Source organism: Sphingomonas aestuarii (genome assembly GCF_054457155.1).
On sequence record NZ_JBTKVV010000005.1, the window covers coordinates 148,656 to 165,887 of the forward strand.

A 17,232-nucleotide genomic window follows, 5' to 3' on the forward strand; every position below is an offset into this window, starting at 1 on the left:
ATGAGCGATACGGACAACGAAAAGCCGAAACTCGGCGCACGCGCACCGCTGGGCATCAAGCGCACGGTCGAAACAGGCAAGGTGAAGCAGAGCTTCAGCCACGGCCGTTCGAACACCGTGGTGGTTGAGGTCAAGCGGCGTCGCGTCATTGGCCGTCCGGGCGAGGAACAGCCGGCACAGGCGGCACCCGCCCCGGCACCCGCGCCCGCCGCTGCCCCGGCTGCCCCTGCCCCCGCCGCACCGCCGCGCGACAATGCGGGCGACAGCCTGTTGTCGCGCCAGGAGCTTCAGGCGAAGCTGCTGCGCGAGGCCGAGGAAGCGCGGATGAACGCGCTCGAAGACGCGCGCCGCCGCGACGAGCGCGCCAAGATCGAAGCGGCCGAGGACGAACGCCGCCGCGCCGAGGAAAAGGCGAAGGCCGAAGCCGAAGCCGCCGCGAAACCGGTCGAGGCGGCTGCGCCCGCTCCTGCCAAGGAATCGGCAAAGGCCGGACTCGCGCCCAGGGCCGAGGAAGCAGCGCCTGCGCCCGCGCCGACGCCTGAACCCGCGCCTGCCCCGGCTCCGGCGGAGCCGGTCACGCTCCAGCTCGATCCGTCGATGCCCGCGCCGCGCCGGTTCACGCCGGTCCAGCGTCCCGAAATCCCCAAACCGGCGCCCAAGCCCGCGCCTGCGCCCGCCGCAGCGCCCGCATCGGCATCGCAGCCTGCGCGCTCCGGTCCGTCGGGTCCGAACGCCGCGCCTGCCGCCAAGCGTCAGGACCCGCCGCAGCGGCCCACCCGCGGTGCACGCGGCGACGATCGCCGCCAGTCGGGCAAGCTGACCGTCAACCGTGCGCTGGGTGGCGACGACGGCGCGCGTGCGCGCAGCCTCGCCGCGCTGAAGCGTGCGCGCGACAAGGAAAAGCGCAGCCATATGTCGGGCTCGCGCGAACCGCAGGCCAAACAGGTCCGCGACGTGAAGGTGCCAGAGGCGATCACCGTCCAGGAACTCGCCAACCGCATGGCGGAAAAGGGCGCCGACCTGGTCAAGACGCTGTTCAAGATGGGGTCGCCCGTCACGCTGACGCAGACGATCGATCAGGATACCGCCGAACTGCTGGTGACCGAATTCGGCCACAACATCGTGCGCGTGTCGGACAGCGACATCGACCTGGTGCTCGACACCGCCGAGGATACCGAGGACGCGATGCAGGCGCGCCCGCCGGTCGTCACCATCATGGGCCATGTCGATCACGGCAAGACCTCGCTGCTCGACGCGCTGCGCGGGACCGATGTGGTGCGCGGCGAAGCGGGTGGCATCACCCAGCATATCGGCGCCTATCAGGTCACGATGAAGGACAAGTCGAAGGTCACGTTCCTCGACACGCCGGGCCATGAAGCCTTTACCGAAATGCGCGCGCGCGGCGCCAACGTCACCGACATCGTCGTGCTGGTGGTCGCCGCCGACGACGGGCTGATGCCGCAGACGATCGAGGCGATCAACCACACCAAGGCGGCGGGCGTGCCGATGATCGTGGCGATCAACAAGATCGACAAGCACGAAGCCAATGCCCAGCGTGTTCGCGAACGCCTGCTCGAACATGATGTTCAGGTCGAGGCGATGGGCGGCGAAACCCAGGACGTGGAGGTGTCCGCCCTCAAGAAGACCGGGCTGGACGAGCTGATCGAGAAGATTCAGCTTCAGGCCGAACTGCTCGAGCTGCGCGCCAATCCCGATCGCGCGGGCGAAGGCACCGTGGTCGAGGCGAAGCTCGACAAGGGTCGCGGCGCGGTCGCGACGGTGCTGGTCACGCGCGGCACGCTGAAGGTCGGCGACATCTTCGTCGTCGGGGCCGAAAGCGGCAAGGTTCGCGCGCTGGTCGACGACAAGGGCCGCCAGGTCAAGGAAGCCGGACCGTCCATGCCGGTCGAGGTGCTCGGCCTGTCGGGCGTGCCGATGGCGGGCGACACCTTACAAGTGGTCGACAGCGAAGCGCGCGCGCGCGAAGTCGCGGAGTATCGCGCCGGCGTCATCCAGCAGAAGCGCACGACCTCGGCGCCCGCCAGCCTCGAAAGCATGTTCTCGGCGCTCAAGGACAAGCAGGCGATGGAATATCCGCTGGTGGTCAAGGCCGACACCCAGGGTACGGTCGAGGCGATCATCGGATCGCTGCACAAGATCTCGACCGACGATATCAAGGTCCGCATCCTGCATTCGGGCGTCGGCGGCATCACCGAAAGCGACGTGAACGTGGCCGCGGCCAGCGGCGCGCCGATCATCGGGTTCAACGTGCGCCCGAACGCCAAGGCGCGCGAAATCGCCGACAAGCACAAGGTGGCGTTCAAATATTACGACGTCATCTATGCGCTGACCGACGAAATCCGCGCCGGCATGGCAGGCCAGCTTGGCCCCGAAGCGTTCGAAACGGTCGTCGGCCGCGCCGAAATCCGCGAGGTCTTCTCGGCAGGCAAGCATGGCAAGGCCGCCGGTCTGCTGGTCACCGAAGGCGTCATCCGCAAGGCACTCAAGGCACGCATCACCCGCGAGGATGTCATCATCTATCAAGGCGAAATCGCGTCGCTGCGCCGCTTCAAGGACGATGTCGCCGAAGTCCGCGCAGGCCTCGAATGCGGTGTGACGTTCAGCCAGAACTTCACCGACATCAAGGCCGGGGACTTCCTCGAAACCTTCGAAGTCGAAATGCGCGAACGGACGTTGTAATCCCATCCGTCATGCCGGCGAACGCTGGCATCTCAGGCCACAGGAACGCCGTAGCGTGTTTCCTGTGGCCTGATGCCCCAGCATTCGCTGGGGTGACGGTGGAAGGTGGAGACCGCCTGATGAAACCCAACGACACCACCGAAACCCGCTCCGTCCGCCTGCTCCGCGTGGGCGAACAGGTGCGTCATATCCTGTCCGAAATCCTTCAGCGCGGCGACGTGCATGACGATGTGCTCGCCAGCCACATGGTCAGCGTCACCGAGGTTCGCATGTCCCCCGACCTGCGCCACGCCACCGTCTTCGTGAAGCCGCTGCTGGGCGAGGACGAGGAAAAGGTCTTGAAGGCGCTCAGGACCAACACCGCCTATCTCCAGCGCGAGGTCGCCGCCCGCGTGAAGATGAAATATGCCGCGCGCCTGAAATTCCTGCCCGACGAAAGCTTCGACGAAGGCAGCCGCATCGACCAATTGCTCCGCGCGCCGAAGGTCGCCCGCGATCTAGGCGAGGATTGACACCCTCACCGGTAAGACGCATCTTACCAGTATGAACGCCAAGACCAAATTGTCGGCAAAGGGCCAGGTCGTGATCCCGAAGGATGTCCGCGATGCGCTGGGGTTGAAACCCGGCCAGACGCTGGATGTCGTTCCAACGGGCGGCGGCGTTCTGCTCAAGCCCCAGCGTGCAAAATCAGGGCGTAGCAACGAAGAGATACTGGCGTCGATTCGCGCGATTACAAGCAAGTATAGGGGGCCACCCGTCTCGGTCGAGGAAATGAACGAGACGATCGACGCTGAATATGCGAAGCGAGCATTGCGGCGCTCGTGAAGGCTCTGGATTCGAACATCGTCCTCCGCCTCTTGTTTGACGATGATCCGGCGCAGACGCCGTTCGTCGAAAATCTGGTCCGCTCCCCTTGTTGGATCAGCCTTACCGTGTTGCTCGAAGTGGCATGGGTGCTCGGGTCCCGATATCACATGGAGCGGACTGAGATTGCTGCGGTCCTTCGCGAACTGGACGCTTGCGACTCCGTGGAAATCGAAGGGCGTCGGGCGGCGTTGTGGGCGATCGATCGATACGAACGGGGCGGCGACATCGCCGATTTGCTCCATGTCGCTGCCGCGCGCGAGGCACAGGCGTTCGTTACCTTCGACCAGCGCATCTCGCGCGTAGTCGGTGCCAATCCGCCCGTTTCCATCGAAACGCTCGTCTGATGGCCAAGCTCTATTTCTACTATTCCTCGATGAATGCGGGGAAATCGACCACCTTGTTGCAGGCCGATTTCAATTACCGCGAGCGGGGGATGCATACGATGCTCTACACCGCCGCGATCGATGACCGGGTGGAGGCGGGGATCATCGGGTCGCGGATCGGTCTGGCCGCGAAAGGGCGGTTGTTCGATGCGATGACCGATCTGTTCGCCGACATCGCTGCGGAGCATGGCGAACGCACCGTCGGCTGCGTGCTGGTGGACGAGGCGCAATTCCTGACGCCTGCACAGGTCGATGCGCTCGCCGCGGTGGCCGACCGGTTGCATATTCCGGTGCTCGCCTACGGCCTGCGCACCGATTTCCAGGGGCAGTTGTTCCCCGGCTCCGCGCAGCTGCTCGCGATCGCCGATGCGCTGGTCGAACTCAAATCGGTGTGCGCGTGCGGTCGCAAGGCGACGATGAACCTGCGCGTCGATGACGACGGCAGGGCGGTCGCGGTCGGCGCGCAGACCGAAATCGGCGGCAACGACCGCTATGTCGCGATGTGCAGGCGACATTTCAGCGAAGCGCTGGAAGGCTCGCTCAGCATGGGTTCAGATCGCAAGGTTTAGCATCGCCGATATGTCGATGCTCCTGCTTTTCGCCGCGCTTGCCGCCCCCGTGCAGGACGTCGCGCCTCTAATCGGGCGCGAGGTGAAGCGGATTCCGTCTGCCGCGAGCGGAGGGATCAGCGACTGGGAGCGCGGCGAGGACGGCAGCACCGTCTATCTGCGCAGTACGGGACGCTGGTATCGCGTCACCCTGTCGGGTCCGTGCATCGACTTCTCGACCTCTCCCCGGCTGCTCTTCCGCACCCATTCCGACGGATCGTTCGACCGGTTCTCGGCGATCGCGGTCGCCAATCAACCGCATCGGACGTGCGGCGTCGAGATGATCCACGAGAGCGGCAACCCGCGCCGTTCGCGGGGCGGCTGAAACCCCCATTTCGCTTCCCCTATTGGACGCGCATGCCTATAGCATGGGCATGGCAGAACCCACGGAAACCGGAGGCGCGAATACGGGCGCCCCGACCAGCAACCAGAACGAATATGGCGCTTCCTCGATCAAGGTCCTCAAGGGCCTGGACGCGGTTCGCAAACGTCCCGGCATGTACATCGGCGACACCGACGACGGCTCAGGCCTCCACCACATGGTGTTCGAAGTTTCGGACAATGCGATCGACGAGGCGCTGGCCGGGCATTGCGACCGCATCGTCATCCAGCTGAACGCCGACGGATCGGTCACGGTCGAGGATAACGGCCGCGGCATCCCGACCGGCATCCACCCCGAAGAAGGCGTGTCGGCCGCCGAGGTCATCATGACCCAGCTTCACGCGGGCGGTAAGTTCGAAAACACCTCGGACGACAATGCCTACAAGGTGTCGGGTGGTCTGCACGGAGTCGGCGTGTCGGTGGTCAATGCGCTTTCCGAATGGCTGGACCTGACGATCTGGCGCGACGGCGAGGAAAACTACATGCGCTTCGCCTATGGCGACGCGGTGGCACCGCTCAAGGTGCTGGGGCCATCGAATGGGCGCAAGGGCACCAAGGTCACCTTCCTGCCGTCGCCCTCCACCTTCAAGATCACCGAGTTCGATTTCGAAAAGCTCGAACATCGCTACCGCGAACTCGCCTTCCTCAATTCGGGCGTGCGCCTGTTCCTGCGCGACGCGCGGCATGAGGAATTGAAGGAAGTCGAACTCTATTACGAAGGCGGGATCGCGGCGTTCGTGAAGTATCTCGATCGCAACAAGGCGGCACTGATCCCCGAGCCGATCGCGATCGTCGGCGACCGCGACGATGTCGGCATCGACGTCGCGCTCGAATGGAACGACAGCTATTACGAAAATGTGCTGTGTTTCACCAACAACATCCCGCAGCGCGACGGCGGCACGCATCTCGCGGCATTCCGCGCGGCGCTGACCCGCACGCTGAATAACTACGCCGACAAGTCGGGGATGCTAAAGAAGGAAAAGGTCAGCCTGACCGGAGACGACATGCGCGAGGGGCTCACCGCGATCGTCTCGGTCAAGCTGCCCGATCCCAAATTCTCGTCGCAGACCAAGGACAAGTTGGTGTCCTCCGAAGTGCGCCAGCCCCTCGAAAGCCTGATGGCCGACAAGCTGGCGGAATGGCTTGAGGAAAATCCCGCACCCGCGCGCCAGGTGATCCAGAAGGTGATCGACGCCGCCGCCGCGCGCGAAGCCGCCAAGCGCGCGCGCGAACTGACGCGGCGCAAGGGTGCGATGGACATCGCCAGCCTCCCCGGCAAGCTCGCCGACTGTCAGGAACGCGATCCGGCCAAATCCGAACTGTTCCTGGTCGAAGGCGACTCCGCAGGCGGTTCGGCCAAGCAGGGTCGCGACCGTCATTTCCAGGCGATCCTGCCCCTGCGCGGCAAGATCCTGAACGTCGAACGCGCACGCTTCGACCGGATGCTCGGCAGCCGCGAAATCGGCACACTCATTCAAGCGATGGGCACCGGCATCGGCCGCGACGATTTCAACATCGAGAAACTGCGCTACCACAAGATCGTCATCATGACCGACGCCGATGTCGACGGCGCGCATATCCGCACGCTGCTCTTGACCTTCTTCTATCGCCAGATGCCGCAGATCATCGAGGGCGGTTATCTCTACATCGCCCAGCCGCCGCTCTACAAGGCAACGCGCGGAAGGTCCGAGGTCTACCTCAAGGACGACGCGGCGATGGACGAATATCTCGTCGAAAACGGCGTCGCGGCGGTGCGGTTCGAGCGCGAGGGCGAGGTGCGCACCGGCGCCGACCTGCGCGCGCTGGCCGACCATGCGCGGCGGATGCGCACGCTGATGCGCTATGTGCCCCGGCGCTATTCGGCGAACATCATCGAAGCGCTGGCACTGGCGGGCGTATTCGATCCAGAGGCGTCGCGCGACGAACGCGCCGAGCGGCTGGCGACCACGGCCCTGCGGCTCGACCAGACCGATGCCGATGCGCGCTGGACGGCATCGCTGTCCGAGGAAGGTGGCATCCATTTCAAACGCATCTGGCGCGGCGTCACCGATCATCATGTGATCGAGGCGGCATTCCTGGCCTCTGCCGAGGCACGCAAGCTCCACGGTCTGGCAGCAGAAGAAACGCTCAGTTATGACGGCGCGGCCAAGCTGGTGCCGGTCAAATCCGCAACGACCGCGACCGAACAGGCCGAGAGCGACGAGGACGAAGCGCCGGTGCTGGGCAAGGGCGAGATCGGCATTTCGCGCCCCAGCCAGCTGCTCGACGCGATCCTGGCCGCGGGCCGCAAGGGCCTGTCGATCCAGCGCTACAAGGGCCTGGGCGAAATGAACGCCGAGCAATTGTGGGAAACCACGCTCGACCCGACCAACCGGTCGATGCTGCGCGTCGCGATCGATCAGGCCGACGTCGCGGACGAGATCTTCACGCGGCTGATGGGCGATGTGGTGGAGCCGCGCCGCGAGTTCATCCAGGAAAATGCGCTGTCGGTCGCCAATCTCGACGTTTGAGATTGTCCGGCACGGATGGTTGGGGGCGAAAAATATCAAAGCGCCCAGTCGCCTTCCCGCGCAGGCGGGAATGACAGGGGTGAGCGGGTCAGCCGATTGAACCCACCCCGTCACCCCGGACTTGTTCCGGGGTCCACCACGTCGCTTGCGCGCACTCGGAAGCATCTCTCGAGGTGCCTGCCGCCCGGTGGACCCCGGAACAAGTCCGGGGTGACGATCTGGGTGTGGCAAACGAAGCCAACCCAGACTCACTCACCCTCGATTGGTCGCCTCGCCCTTTCCCCCCCTGCACACATCGGCTAGGCGGGCGCGCATGTCGTCCACGCTTAGCTGTGACGTCGCCATCGTCGGCGGCGGCCTTGCCGGTGCGCTGATTGCGCTGGCGCTGAACAAATCGCACCCCGATCTCGACGTTCGCGTGATCGAGGGCGGGCGGGCGATCGGCGGCAATCACCTGTGGTCCTTCTTCCCCAGCGACATCGCCGACGCCGATCGCTGGCTGGTCGCACCGCTCGTCTCCTATGGCTGGACGGGTTATGACGTGCGCTTTCCGGCGCATGAGCGGACGCTGAAATCCGGCTATTATTCGATCGAATCCGAACGGTTGGACCGGGTGCTGCGCGAGGCCATGCCCAACCGATCGGTGATGCTCCGCCGCCAGGTGCTGGGGGTCAGCGGGCGACGCGTGCAACTGGCCGACGGCACCCGCATCGACGCGCGCGGGGTGATCGACTGTCGCGGTCCCGCCAATCTCGACCATCTTCAGCTCGGCTGGCAGAAATTCGTCGGGCAGGAACTCGAACTGGCCGAGCCGCACGAGCTGACGCGCCCGATCATCATGGATGCGACCGTGGAGCAGATCGACGGCTATCGCTTCGTCTATTCGCTCCCCTTCGCCGCGACCCGGATGTTCGTCGAGGACACCTATTACAGCGGCACGCCCGACATCGACCTGCGCGCGTACAAGAAGCGCATCTATGCCTATGCCGATGCGCAGGGCTGGCCGATCGAGCGGGTGGCACGCACCGAAACCGGGGTGCTGCCGGTGGCGATGGGCGGCGATTTCGAAGGCTATTGGGCGAGCGGTGGGGCGCAGGTGGCAAAGGCCGGGATGCGCGCCGGGCTGTTCCATCCGCTGACCGGATATTCGCTGCCCGATGCGGTGCGGCTGGCCAGCCTGATTTCGAAGCAATCGGATTTCTCGGGGACGGCGCTCCACGCGCTGACCCATGACTTTGCGCGCAAGACGTGGAAATCGCGCGGGTTTTACCGGATGCTGACCGCCATGTTGTTCAAGGCGGCGGACCCGGAAGAGCGTTACCGCATCCTTGAGCGTTTCTATCGGCTGGACGCGGGGCTTGTCGCGCGCTTCTATGCCGGGCAATCGTCATGGCTCGACCGCGCCCGCGTGTTGAGCGGCAAGCCACCTGTGCCCATCTCCCGGGCCATCGGTGCGATCAGGGGAATGCGTTGATGAAGACCGCAGCGGTCATCGGATCGGGCTTTGGCGGACTGGCACTTGCCATCCGTCTGCAAGCCGCCGGAATTTCGACCACCATCCTGGAATCGCGGGACAAACCGGGCGGTCGCGCTTATTATTGGGAACGCGACGGCCATGTGTTCGATGCCGGGCCGACCGTCATCACCGCGCCCGAATCGCTGACCGAACTCTGGTCGATCACCGGCCATGACATGGCACAGGACGTGACCCTCGATCCGGTCAGCCCGTTCTACCGGTTGAACTGGCCCGACGGCACCAATTTCGATTATTCGAACGACGACGTGTCGCTGAAGGCGGAGATCGGCAAGCTCGATCCGCGCGATATCGAGGGGTATCGCAAGTTTCTCGATTACTCCGCCGGCGTCTATCAGGAGGGGTATGTCAAGCTGGGCCATGTGCCGTTCCTCGACTTCGCATCGATGATCAAGGCGGCGCCTGCGCTGATGAAGCATCAGGCATGGCGGTCGGTCTATTCGATGGTGTCGAGCTTCGTGAAAAACGAGAAACTGCGCCAGGCGCTGTCGTTCCACACGCTGCTGGTCGGCGGCAATCCGATGAATACCAGTTCGATCTATGCGCTGATCCACAAGCTCGAACGCGACGGCGGCGTCTGGTTCGCACGCGGCGGGACCAACCGGCTGGTCGCAGGCATGGTCAAGCATTTCGAGCGGCTGGGCGGCACGATCCGGCTGGGCGACCCGGTCACCTCGATCGACACGCTGGGCGACCGTGTGACCGGGGTGACGACGCAAAGCGGTTATCACATCGACGTCGATGCGGCGGCATCCAATGCCGATATCGTCCACAGCTATCGCACGCTGCTCAAGACATCGCGCAGCGCGCAGCGAACCGCCAATTCGCTGGAAAAAAAGAAATTCTCGCCGTCGTTGTTCGTCGTGCATTTCGGGATCAAGGGGACGTGGCCGGGCATTCCGCACCACATGATCCTGTTCGGCCCGCGTTATCAGGGTCTGCTCGCCGACATTTACGATCATGGCGTTCTGCCCAAGGATTTCTCGCTCTATCTCCACCATCCGACGATCACCGATCCGTCGATGGCACCGCCGGGGCATTCGACCTTTTATGCGCTGGCACCCGTGCCGCACATGGGCAAATTCCCCGCCGACTGGGACCAGATTGGGCCGGTGTTCGAAAAGCGCATTCTGGACGAGATCGGACGCCGCCTGATCCCCGACATTCACGAGCGGATCACCACCAAGTTCAGCTATATGCCGACCGATTTCGCGACCGACCTGAACGCGCATCTGGGCAGCGCCTTCAGCCTGGAGCCGCTGCTGACGCAGAGCGCCTATTTCCGCGGGCATAATCGCGACGACCATATTCCCAATATGTATCTGGTCGGTGCCGGAACGCATCCGGGCGCCGGCATTCCCGGCGTCGTTGGCAGCGCCAAGGCGACCGCGAAATTGATGCTGGAGGATTTGCGGTGAGCAACCCCAACTTCCTCCCCGGCACGGGGAGGGGGACCAGCCGCAGGCTGGTGGAGGGGGTTCTCCACCAATGCTGCGCGTCGAGGCCCGCCCCCTCCACCGCCTGCAGCGGTCCCCCTCCCCTTGCAGGGGAGGAGTTATGAAGCGCCTGGCCATTTACTGCGGCTCCGCAACGCCTTCCGATCCCGTCTATGTCGAAAGCGCCCGCGCCGTCGGTCGCGCGCTCGCGGAACGCGGCATCGGCGTCGTCTATGGCGGCGGGCGCCTTGGTCTGATGGGCGCGGTCGCCGACGCGGCGCTGGAGGCGGGCGGCGAAGTCATCGGCGTCATCCCGCAAGCGCTGGTCGATGCCGAAGTCGCGCATCGTGGGCTTTCCGAACTTCACATCGTGCGGACCATGCACGAGCGCAAACAGGCGTTCACCGACCTGTCCGACGGCTTTGTGACGCTGCCGGGCGGCACCGGCACGATGGACGAATTGTGGGAAGCGATGAGCTGGGCGCAGATCGGCTATCACGCGAAGCCCGTGGGGCTGCTGAACGTCGCGGGTTTCTATGACGGGTTGATCGAATTCGTCGGCAAGATGGGCGAGGTGGGTTTCCTGCGCGCCCAGCATCGCGGCTTGTTGCTGATCGACGATGGGCTGGACGGATTGCTCACCAAGATGGCGGCGCACGTCCCCGCCCAGACCGTCGGCCAGATCGGCGCGAAGGATCTGTGACCCCGCGATGATTGCAGCCCATCCCCCGTTCGTTTCGAGCGAAGTCGAGAAACGCGCGCCAAGCGCTCGCGGGCGTTTCTCGACTTCGCTCGAAACGAACGGGTAATGGGCATCGACACCATGCCCGATCCAAGCCGTGCTGCCATCGTCGCCAGCGCTCAGGAATCGATCGCGCGCGGATCGAAGAGTTTTTCCGCCGCCAGCCGGTTGTTTGATCGCCAGACCCGCGAACGTGCGTGGTTGCTCTATGCCTGGTGCCGCGCGTGCGACGACCTGGCCGACGGGCAGGACCACGGCCACGGTATGGCGCGGGTCGAGGACGCACCCGAGCGGCTGGCGCTGATCCGCACGCTCACCGACCGGGCGCTGGTGGGCGAATGGGTTGGCGTCCCCGCCTTCGACGCGCTGCGCATCGTCTGCGAGGAAACGCACATGCCGCGGCGGTTCGTGGACGACGTGATCGCGGGATTCGCGCTCGACGCCGACGACTGGCGGCCGCGATCGACCCATGATCTGATGCAATATTGCTATCACGTCGCCGGTGCCGTGGGCTGCATGATGGCAGTGGTGATGGGGGTTGATCCGCAAGATGACGCGACGCTCGACCGCGCGTGCGACCTGGGCCTCGCCTTCCAGCTCGCCAACATCGCGCGCGATATCGAGGAGGACGACCGCGCGGGTCGTTGTTACCTGCCCGTCGAATGGCTGGTCGAAATGGACATGCCGCCGGGCCAGCACATGAAGCCGCCGTTCCGGTCACGGCTGACGGTGCTCGCGAGGCGGCTGGCGGAACGGGCGGCGGCGCATGAGGACAGCGCCCGCATCGGCACCAAAAGGCTCGCCTTTCGCCCGGCCTGGGCGGTGCTTTCGGCAGCGGGCATTTACGGCGATATCGCGCGCAAGGTCGCCAAGCGCGGCGATCATGCCTGGGACCACCGCGTCACAACGTCGAAGGCGGAGAAGGCAGGCTTCATCCTCAGCGCTCTTGCTAAGGCAGGCGGGCGCGGATCGTTGCCCGATACGCCACGATCGCCCGACTTGTGGATGCGCCCTCGATAGCGAGAGCGGAATAGAGTGCCTCAGGCCGTTGCGTGGCCGTCCGTCGGGAGTTTGGTGGCGACCCACCCCCCCAACAGCGGTGCCGCGACCGCCGCGACCTGCATCCATAGCGGTGCCGGGATCAGGAACAGGTTGATGACCCCGCCCACCAGCACCAGCCCGGCGATCGCCCATCCCGCCCAATGCCTGCGCGTGATGGACCGTGCTGCCCAGCCGCCGATCGCGGCGCCGGCGAACCAGCCGATCGGCGGGAATATGAGGGCCGTTGTTGGCGCGTTCGCGATATAGTCGGCGACGATTTCGGGGCTGTTCATCGAGACGCCTGTGGGTGGCGGGTAGATCTGGTGGCCCAGCCATTCGACCACGAAGATGCTCCCCATCGACACGGCAATGCCGACGATGATGCCAAGGACGACTCGCACCATAAAAAAACTCCCCCCGGTTGCCCGGAGGGAGGGTATCAGTTCAGGGGGGTATCAAAAAGGCAGGTGGGATCAGCCGCGATTGGCGTCGGGCATCGGCTTGTTCTGTGCCGCGCGCTCGCGGTTCGACTGGCAGGCCGCAGCGATCGTCGGATAATCGAGGTCGGTGCTGCGCATCAGCGCGCCGGGAATTTCGGAGCGGCATTGCGCCGCGCTGGCATAGGTCACGGGCTCCAGCCGCGCTTCCTGGCACTGGGCGCCGGGGTCGCCGCATCCGAGGATGGCCATGACGTAAACGAGCGGTTCCATATTCCCTCCAATCGCATCTTAAACGGTTGGCTGTGGCGGTGGTTCCACGCCGATGCGTTGCGAACCTGCGACGGAACCCCCAAATAGCCCCTCGACAATGCCGCCGCTTCCCCCAGCCTCCACCGACGCCGATCGCCCCGTCTTCGCGACCGTGCGGCGATTCCTGCCCTATTTGTGGCCCGCGAACATGCCGGGGCTGAAGGCGCGGATCGTCGTCGCGATGGGCTTCGTGATCCTGTCCAAACTGGTGCAGGTTTACGGCGCGCCGTTCGCGCTGAAAGGCGCGGTCGACAACATGGCGACCGGCGATCGGTCGCTGGCGACGCTCGTGGTGCTGCTGGTGATCGGCTATGCGGTGGCCAGGCTGGGCACCGTGTTGTTCGACAATCTGCGCAATGCGGTGTTCGAGCGGGTGGGGCAGGATGCCACCCGGCGGCTGGCGGCGACGGTGTTCCGCCACCTTCACAACCTGTCGCTGCGTTTCCACCTCGAACGCCGCACCGGTGCGGTGACCAAGGTCGTCGAGCGCGGGACCAAGAGCATCGACACCATGCTCTATTTCCTGCTGTTCAACATCGCGCCGACGATCCTCGAACTGGCGCTGGTGCTGCACATTTTCGGCACGCAGTTCGGCAGCTGGCTGGTCGCGGGCACGCTGGGGATGGTGGTCGTCTACATCGGTTTCACCCGTTTCGTAACCGACTGGCGGGCCAAGCTGCGCGCGGAGATGAACGACCTCGACACCGGCGCGGTCGCGCACGCGGTCGATTCACTGCTCAATTTCGAAACCGTGAAATATTTCAACGCGGAAAGTCGCGAGGCGGCGCGCTACGACAACGCCATCCACGCCTATTCGAACGCGGCGGTAAAGAGCGAGAACAGCCTGGCATGGCTGAACGTCGGCCAGGCGGTCATCACCAACGTCATGCTCGCCTTCGGCATGGCGATGATCGCCTGGGGCTGGTCGACGGGCGAGTTCACCAGCGGCGACGTGGTGCTGGTATCGACATTGCTGGTGCAGCTGTTCCGTCCGCTCGACATGCTGGGCTTCGTCTATCGCACGGTGCGGCAAGGCGTGATCGACATGGGCGCGATGTTCGACCTGGTCGATACCGATGCGGAGGTGAAGGATGCCGCCGATGCCAAGCCGCTGGCGGTGCGCGGGGCGGCAGTAAAATTCGACAATGTCGTGTTCGGTTACGATCCCGATCGCACGATCCTCAATGGTCTGACCCTCGAGGTGCCCGCCGGTCATACGGTCGCGGTCGTCGGCCCGTCGGGCGCGGGCAAGTCCACGCTCGCGCGGCTGCTGTTCCGATTCTACGACATTCAGGGCGGCGCGATCACCATCGACGGGCAGAATATCGCCGAGGTCCAGCAGTCGAGCCTGCGCGCTTCGATCGGCATCGTGCCCCAGGATACGGTGCTGTTCAACGACACCATCGGCTACAACATCGCCTATGGCCGCGAAGGTGCGGGCGAGGACGACATTCGCGACGCCGCGCGCGGGGCGGCGATCGCGCCGTTTATCGAGGCGCTGCCCGAAGGATACGACACGCGCGTCGGCGAACGCGGACTGAAATTGTCGGGCGGCGAGAAACAGCGCGTGGCGATCGCCCGCACCCTGCTCAAAAACCCGCCGCTGCTGATCCTGGATGAGGCGACCAGCGCGCTCGACAGCCGCACCGAAGCGGCGATCCAGACCACGCTTGAGGCGATCGAGCGCGGGCGCACCACGATTGTCATCGCCCACCGGTTATCGACCGTCGTCAACGCCGACCGGATCGTGGTGCTGGAGGCGGGCCGCGTCGCCGAACAGGGCACCCATGCCGAACTGATGCGCACGGACGGGCTCTATGCCGCGATGTGGCGCGCCCAGGCGCAGCAGCGCGAGGAAGCCCTGGCGGCGGTGTAGCGCCCGTCATTGCGAGCGGAGCGAAGCAATCCAGGTCCATGCGGGGCTTCGGGATTGGGGCGCTCCGCACGCAAGGACGAATAGGGACAGACCCGGCTGATCGATTATTCCACTATCGCTGACCTGTTTATCTCGCTTCAACTGCGCGCAGTCCTTCGATAGCCTCTACGCACATCAATCATAGAAAAACGGAGAGCTTCGTATGGACGCCAAGACTGGATCGATCGACGGAGGCTGCCCGATGAAGGGCGATGGTGGCGTCCGCGCGCTGCTGGGCCGCACCAACAAGGATTGGTGGCCGGAAATGCTGGCGACCGAGATCCTCAATCCCAATGGCCCGTCCAACCCGATGGGCGACGATTTCGACTATGCCGAGGCGTTCAAGTCGCTCGATTACGATGCGCTGAAGGCCGATCTGACCGCGCTGATGACCGACAGCCAGGATTGGTGGCCGGCCGATTACGGGCATTACGGGCCGTTCTTCATCCGCATGGCCTGGCACGCGGCGGGCACCTATCGCACCGCCGACGGGCGCGGTGGTGCCAATAGCGGGCAGCAGCGCTTCGCCCCGCTCGATTCCTGGCCGGACAACGGCAATCTCGACAAGGCGCGACGCCTGTTGTGGCCGATCAAGCAGAAATACGGCAACAAGATCAGCTGGGCCGACCTGTTCATCCTGACCGGCAATGTCGCGATCGAAAGCATGGGCGGACCCGTATTCGGCTTCGGCGGCGGCCGCGCCGACGTGTTCGAGCCCGAGCGCGATATCTATTGGGGTTCGGAAGACAAATGGGTGAACGAAGGCGTTCAGACCCGTATTTCGCCCGAACATGGCATGCACGAACTGGAAGGCCCGCTGGCCGCGATCCAGATGGGCCTCATCTACGTCAATCCCGAGGGACCGGGCGGCAATCCCGACCCGTTGCAATCTGCGCGCGACATCAAGGCGACGTTCGAACGCATGGCAATGAACCATGAGGAAACCGTCGCGCTGACCGCAGGCGGCCACACCTTTGGCAAGGCGCACGGCAATGGCGACGCATCGCTGCTGGGTGCCGCGCCATCGGGCGGCGATTTGGTCGCGCAAGGTTTCGGCTGGGTCAGCGGCCATGAAAGCGGCGGGATCGGCGAACATACCGTCACCAGCGGCATTGAGGGGTCGTGGGTCAACACGCCGACCGAGTGGAGCGAGAATTATTTCCGCCTGCTGCTCGATTACGAATACGAGCTGGTGAAGTCGCCCGCGGGCGCGCAGCAATGGCAGCCGATCGACCAACGCGAGGAGGATATGGCCCCGGCGGCCTGGGATTCGTCGAAGAAAGTCCCGACGATGATGACCACCGCCGACATGGCGCTGAAGATGGACCCGGAATTGCGCGCGATCAGCGAGAAATTCCGCACCGATCACGAAGCGTTCAAGGACGCCTTCGCCCGCGCCTGGTTCAAACTCACCCACCGCGACATGGGACCGAAGGTCCGTTACCTCGGCCCGGAAGTGCCCGCCGAAGACCTGATCTGGCAGGATCCGGTGCCCGCAGGCACGATGTCGTCGGACGCGGATGTCGCGGCAGTGAAGGCAAAGATCGCCGACAGCGGGCTGACCGTCAGCCAGCTTATCAAGACCGCCTGGGCATCGGCCAGCACCTATCGCAAGTCGGATTATCGCGGCGGCGCGAACGGCGCGCGTGTCCGCCTGGCACCGCAAAAGGACTGGGAGGTCAACGAGCCGGAAATGCTGGCCAAGGTGCTGGATACGCTCGACGGTCTGCGCGGTTCGATGTCGATGGCCGATGCAATCGTGCTGGGCGGTGTGGTCGGGCTCGAAAAGGCGATCCGAGACGCTGGCTTCAACGTCCCGGTTCCCTTCACCGGCGGTCGTGGCGATGCCAGCCAGGATCAGACCGACGCCGACAGCTTCGCGGTGATGGAACCCGAGGCCGACGCGTTCCGCAATTATGTCGGCAAGAAGAAGCTGGCCGTGAAGGTCGAGGAAATGATGCTCGACCGCGCGTCGCTGCTCGGCCTGTCGGTGCCCGAAATGGTGGTGCTGATCGGTGGTCTTCGCGTGCTGGGTGCCAATCATGGCGAGCGCGGACATGGCCATTTCACCAAGCGGTCGGGGCAGTTGACCAACGACTTCTTCGTCAACCTGCTGGGCATGACCAATGTCTGGAAGGCGGTCGAAGGGTCCGACGATCAGGAGTATATCGCGACCGACCGCAAGGGCGGCCACGAAACCTGGCGCGCCACCCGCGCGGATCTGATCTTCGGATCGAATTCGGAATTGCGCGCGGTGGCCGAGGTCTATGCCGAAAACGGCCATGAGGAGAAGTTCGTGAAGGACTTCGTGAAGGCGTGGACCAAGGTGATGAACGCCGACCGATTCGATCTGAACTGATCCCCGC

Annotated in this window: 15 protein-coding genes; 13 read left to right on the forward strand and 2 right to left on the reverse strand. The window is 64.6% G+C overall.

The genetic code is table 11. From position 1 onward, the window contains the following. The 11 genes from infB (at position 1) to ACX0GZ_RS11470 (ending at position 12,181) form a co-directional block, all read left to right on the forward strand. Positions 1–2,700 carry a translation initiation factor IF-2 gene (infB, locus tag ACX0GZ_RS11420; RefSeq protein ID WP_458816497.1) on the forward strand — a complete coding sequence of 900 codons (2,700 nt, stop codon included), beginning with the start codon at positions 1–3 and terminating at the stop codon, positions 2,698–2,700. A 119-nt stretch (positions 2,701–2,819) separates the two neighbouring features. Beyond that, entirely contained in the window at positions 2,820–3,212 is a 393-nt protein-coding gene (rbfA, locus tag ACX0GZ_RS11425; RefSeq protein WP_458816499.1) for a 30S ribosome-binding factor RbfA, read from the forward strand. A gap of 31 nt (positions 3,213–3,243) precedes the next feature. Then, on the forward strand, positions 3,244–3,525 hold the full coding sequence (locus ACX0GZ_RS11430; RefSeq protein WP_458816501.1) for an AbrB/MazE/SpoVT family DNA-binding domain-containing protein: 282 nt from the start codon (positions 3,244–3,246) through the stop codon (positions 3,523–3,525). Continuing rightward, entirely contained in the window at positions 3,522–3,911 is a 390-nt protein-coding gene (locus ACX0GZ_RS11435; RefSeq protein WP_458816503.1) for a type II toxin-antitoxin system VapC family toxin, read from the forward strand. The genes ACX0GZ_RS11430 and ACX0GZ_RS11435 overlap by 4 nt, the downstream gene beginning before the upstream one ends. Further along, positions 3,911–4,519 carry a thymidine kinase gene (locus ACX0GZ_RS11440; protein WP_458816505.1) on the forward strand — a complete coding sequence of 203 codons (609 nt, stop codon included), beginning with the start codon at positions 3,911–3,913 and terminating at the stop codon, positions 4,517–4,519. The genes ACX0GZ_RS11435 and ACX0GZ_RS11440 overlap by 1 nt, the downstream gene beginning before the upstream one ends. Before the next feature lie 16 nt (positions 4,520–4,535). Then, positions 4,536–4,883 carry a hypothetical protein gene (locus tag ACX0GZ_RS11445; RefSeq protein ID WP_458816507.1) on the forward strand — a complete coding sequence of 116 codons (348 nt, stop codon included), beginning with the start codon at positions 4,536–4,538 and terminating at the stop codon, positions 4,881–4,883. A 49-nt stretch (positions 4,884–4,932) separates the two neighbouring features. After that, positions 4,933–7,449 (forward strand): DNA topoisomerase (ATP-hydrolyzing) subunit B, encoded by a 2,517-nt coding sequence (gene gyrB / locus ACX0GZ_RS11450; protein ID WP_458816509.1) that lies wholly within the window; start codon positions 4,933–4,935, stop codon positions 7,447–7,449. Positions 7,450–7,762: 313 nt separating this feature from the next. Next, positions 7,763–8,923 carry a lycopene beta-cyclase CrtY gene (crtY, locus tag ACX0GZ_RS11455; protein WP_458816511.1) on the forward strand — a complete coding sequence of 387 codons (1,161 nt, stop codon included), beginning with the start codon at positions 7,763–7,765 and terminating at the stop codon, positions 8,921–8,923. Further along, entirely contained in the window at positions 8,923–10,401 is a 1,479-nt protein-coding gene (locus ACX0GZ_RS11460) for a phytoene desaturase (protein ID WP_458816513.1), read from the forward strand. The genes crtY and ACX0GZ_RS11460 overlap by 1 nt, the downstream gene beginning before the upstream one ends. Before the next feature lie 139 nt (positions 10,402–10,540). Further along, positions 10,541–11,122, forward strand: a complete 582-nt coding sequence (locus tag ACX0GZ_RS11465) for an LOG family protein (RefSeq protein ID WP_458816515.1) — start codon at positions 10,541–10,543, stop codon at positions 11,120–11,122. 105 nt (positions 11,123–11,227) lie between these two features. Next, on the forward strand, positions 11,228–12,181 hold the full coding sequence (locus ACX0GZ_RS11470; protein WP_458816517.1) for a phytoene/squalene synthase family protein: 954 nt from the start codon (positions 11,228–11,230) through the stop codon (positions 12,179–12,181). Positions 12,182–12,201: 20 nt separating this feature from the next. Here the strand turns inward: ACX0GZ_RS11470 and ACX0GZ_RS11475 are convergent, their stop codons facing one another. Then, the gene (locus ACX0GZ_RS11475) at positions 12,202–12,606 is read right to left on the reverse strand and encodes a hypothetical protein (RefSeq protein ID WP_458816519.1); all 405 of its coding nucleotides are present in this window, start codon (positions 12,604–12,606) and stop codon (positions 12,202–12,204) included. Between the two features lie 69 nt (positions 12,607–12,675). Beyond that, positions 12,676–12,912 (reverse strand): hypothetical protein, encoded by a 237-nt coding sequence (locus ACX0GZ_RS11480; protein WP_200532539.1) that lies wholly within the window; start codon positions 12,910–12,912, stop codon positions 12,676–12,678. Between the two features lie 97 nt (positions 12,913–13,009). Between ACX0GZ_RS11480 and ACX0GZ_RS11485 the strand changes: the two genes are divergently transcribed. Both ACX0GZ_RS11485 and katG read left to right on the forward strand, forming a co-directional pair. Next, positions 13,010–14,827, forward strand: coding sequence for an ABCB family ABC transporter ATP-binding protein/permease (locus tag ACX0GZ_RS11485; protein ID WP_458816521.1), 1,818 nt, complete (start codon positions 13,010–13,012; stop codon positions 14,825–14,827). A gap of 202 nt (positions 14,828–15,029) precedes the next feature. Continuing rightward, positions 15,030–17,225 carry a catalase/peroxidase HPI gene (gene katG / locus ACX0GZ_RS11490; RefSeq protein WP_458816523.1) on the forward strand — a complete coding sequence of 732 codons (2,196 nt, stop codon included), beginning with the start codon at positions 15,030–15,032 and terminating at the stop codon, positions 17,223–17,225. The last annotated feature ends 7 nt before the right edge of the window (positions 17,226–17,232 follow it).

Coding starts and splice junctions, on each gene's coding strand:
- infB (WP_458816497.1), top strand. CDS start 1: ATGAGCGATACGGACAACGAAAAGCCGAAACTCGGCGCACGCGCACCG.
- rbfA (WP_458816499.1), top strand. CDS start 2,820: ATGAAACCCAACGACACCACCGAAACCCGCTCCGTCCGCCTGCTCCGC.
- ACX0GZ_RS11430 (WP_458816501.1), top strand. CDS start 3,244: ATGAACGCCAAGACCAAATTGTCGGCAAAGGGCCAGGTCGTGATCCCG.
- ACX0GZ_RS11440 (WP_458816505.1), top strand. CDS start 3,911: ATGGCCAAGCTCTATTTCTACTATTCCTCGATGAATGCGGGGAAATCG.
- ACX0GZ_RS11445 (WP_458816507.1), top strand. CDS start 4,536: ATGCTCCTGCTTTTCGCCGCGCTTGCCGCCCCCGTGCAGGACGTCGCG.
- gyrB (WP_458816509.1), top strand. CDS start 4,933: ATGGCAGAACCCACGGAAACCGGAGGCGCGAATACGGGCGCCCCGACC.
- crtY (WP_458816511.1), top strand. CDS start 7,763: ATGTCGTCCACGCTTAGCTGTGACGTCGCCATCGTCGGCGGCGGCCTT.
- ACX0GZ_RS11460 (WP_458816513.1), top strand. CDS start 8,923: ATGAAGACCGCAGCGGTCATCGGATCGGGCTTTGGCGGACTGGCACTT.
- ACX0GZ_RS11465 (WP_458816515.1), top strand. CDS start 10,541: ATGAAGCGCCTGGCCATTTACTGCGGCTCCGCAACGCCTTCCGATCCC.
- ACX0GZ_RS11470 (WP_458816517.1), top strand. CDS start 11,228: ATGGGCATCGACACCATGCCCGATCCAAGCCGTGCTGCCATCGTCGCC.
- ACX0GZ_RS11475 (WP_458816519.1), bottom strand. CDS start 12,606: ATGGTGCGAGTCGTCCTTGGCATCATCGTCGGCATTGCCGTGTCGATG.
- ACX0GZ_RS11480 (WP_200532539.1), bottom strand. CDS start 12,912: ATGGAACCGCTCGTTTACGTCATGGCCATCCTCGGATGCGGCGACCCC.
- ACX0GZ_RS11485 (WP_458816521.1), top strand. CDS start 13,010: ATGCCGCCGCTTCCCCCAGCCTCCACCGACGCCGATCGCCCCGTCTTC.
- katG (WP_458816523.1), top strand. CDS start 15,030: ATGGACGCCAAGACTGGATCGATCGACGGAGGCTGCCCGATGAAGGGC.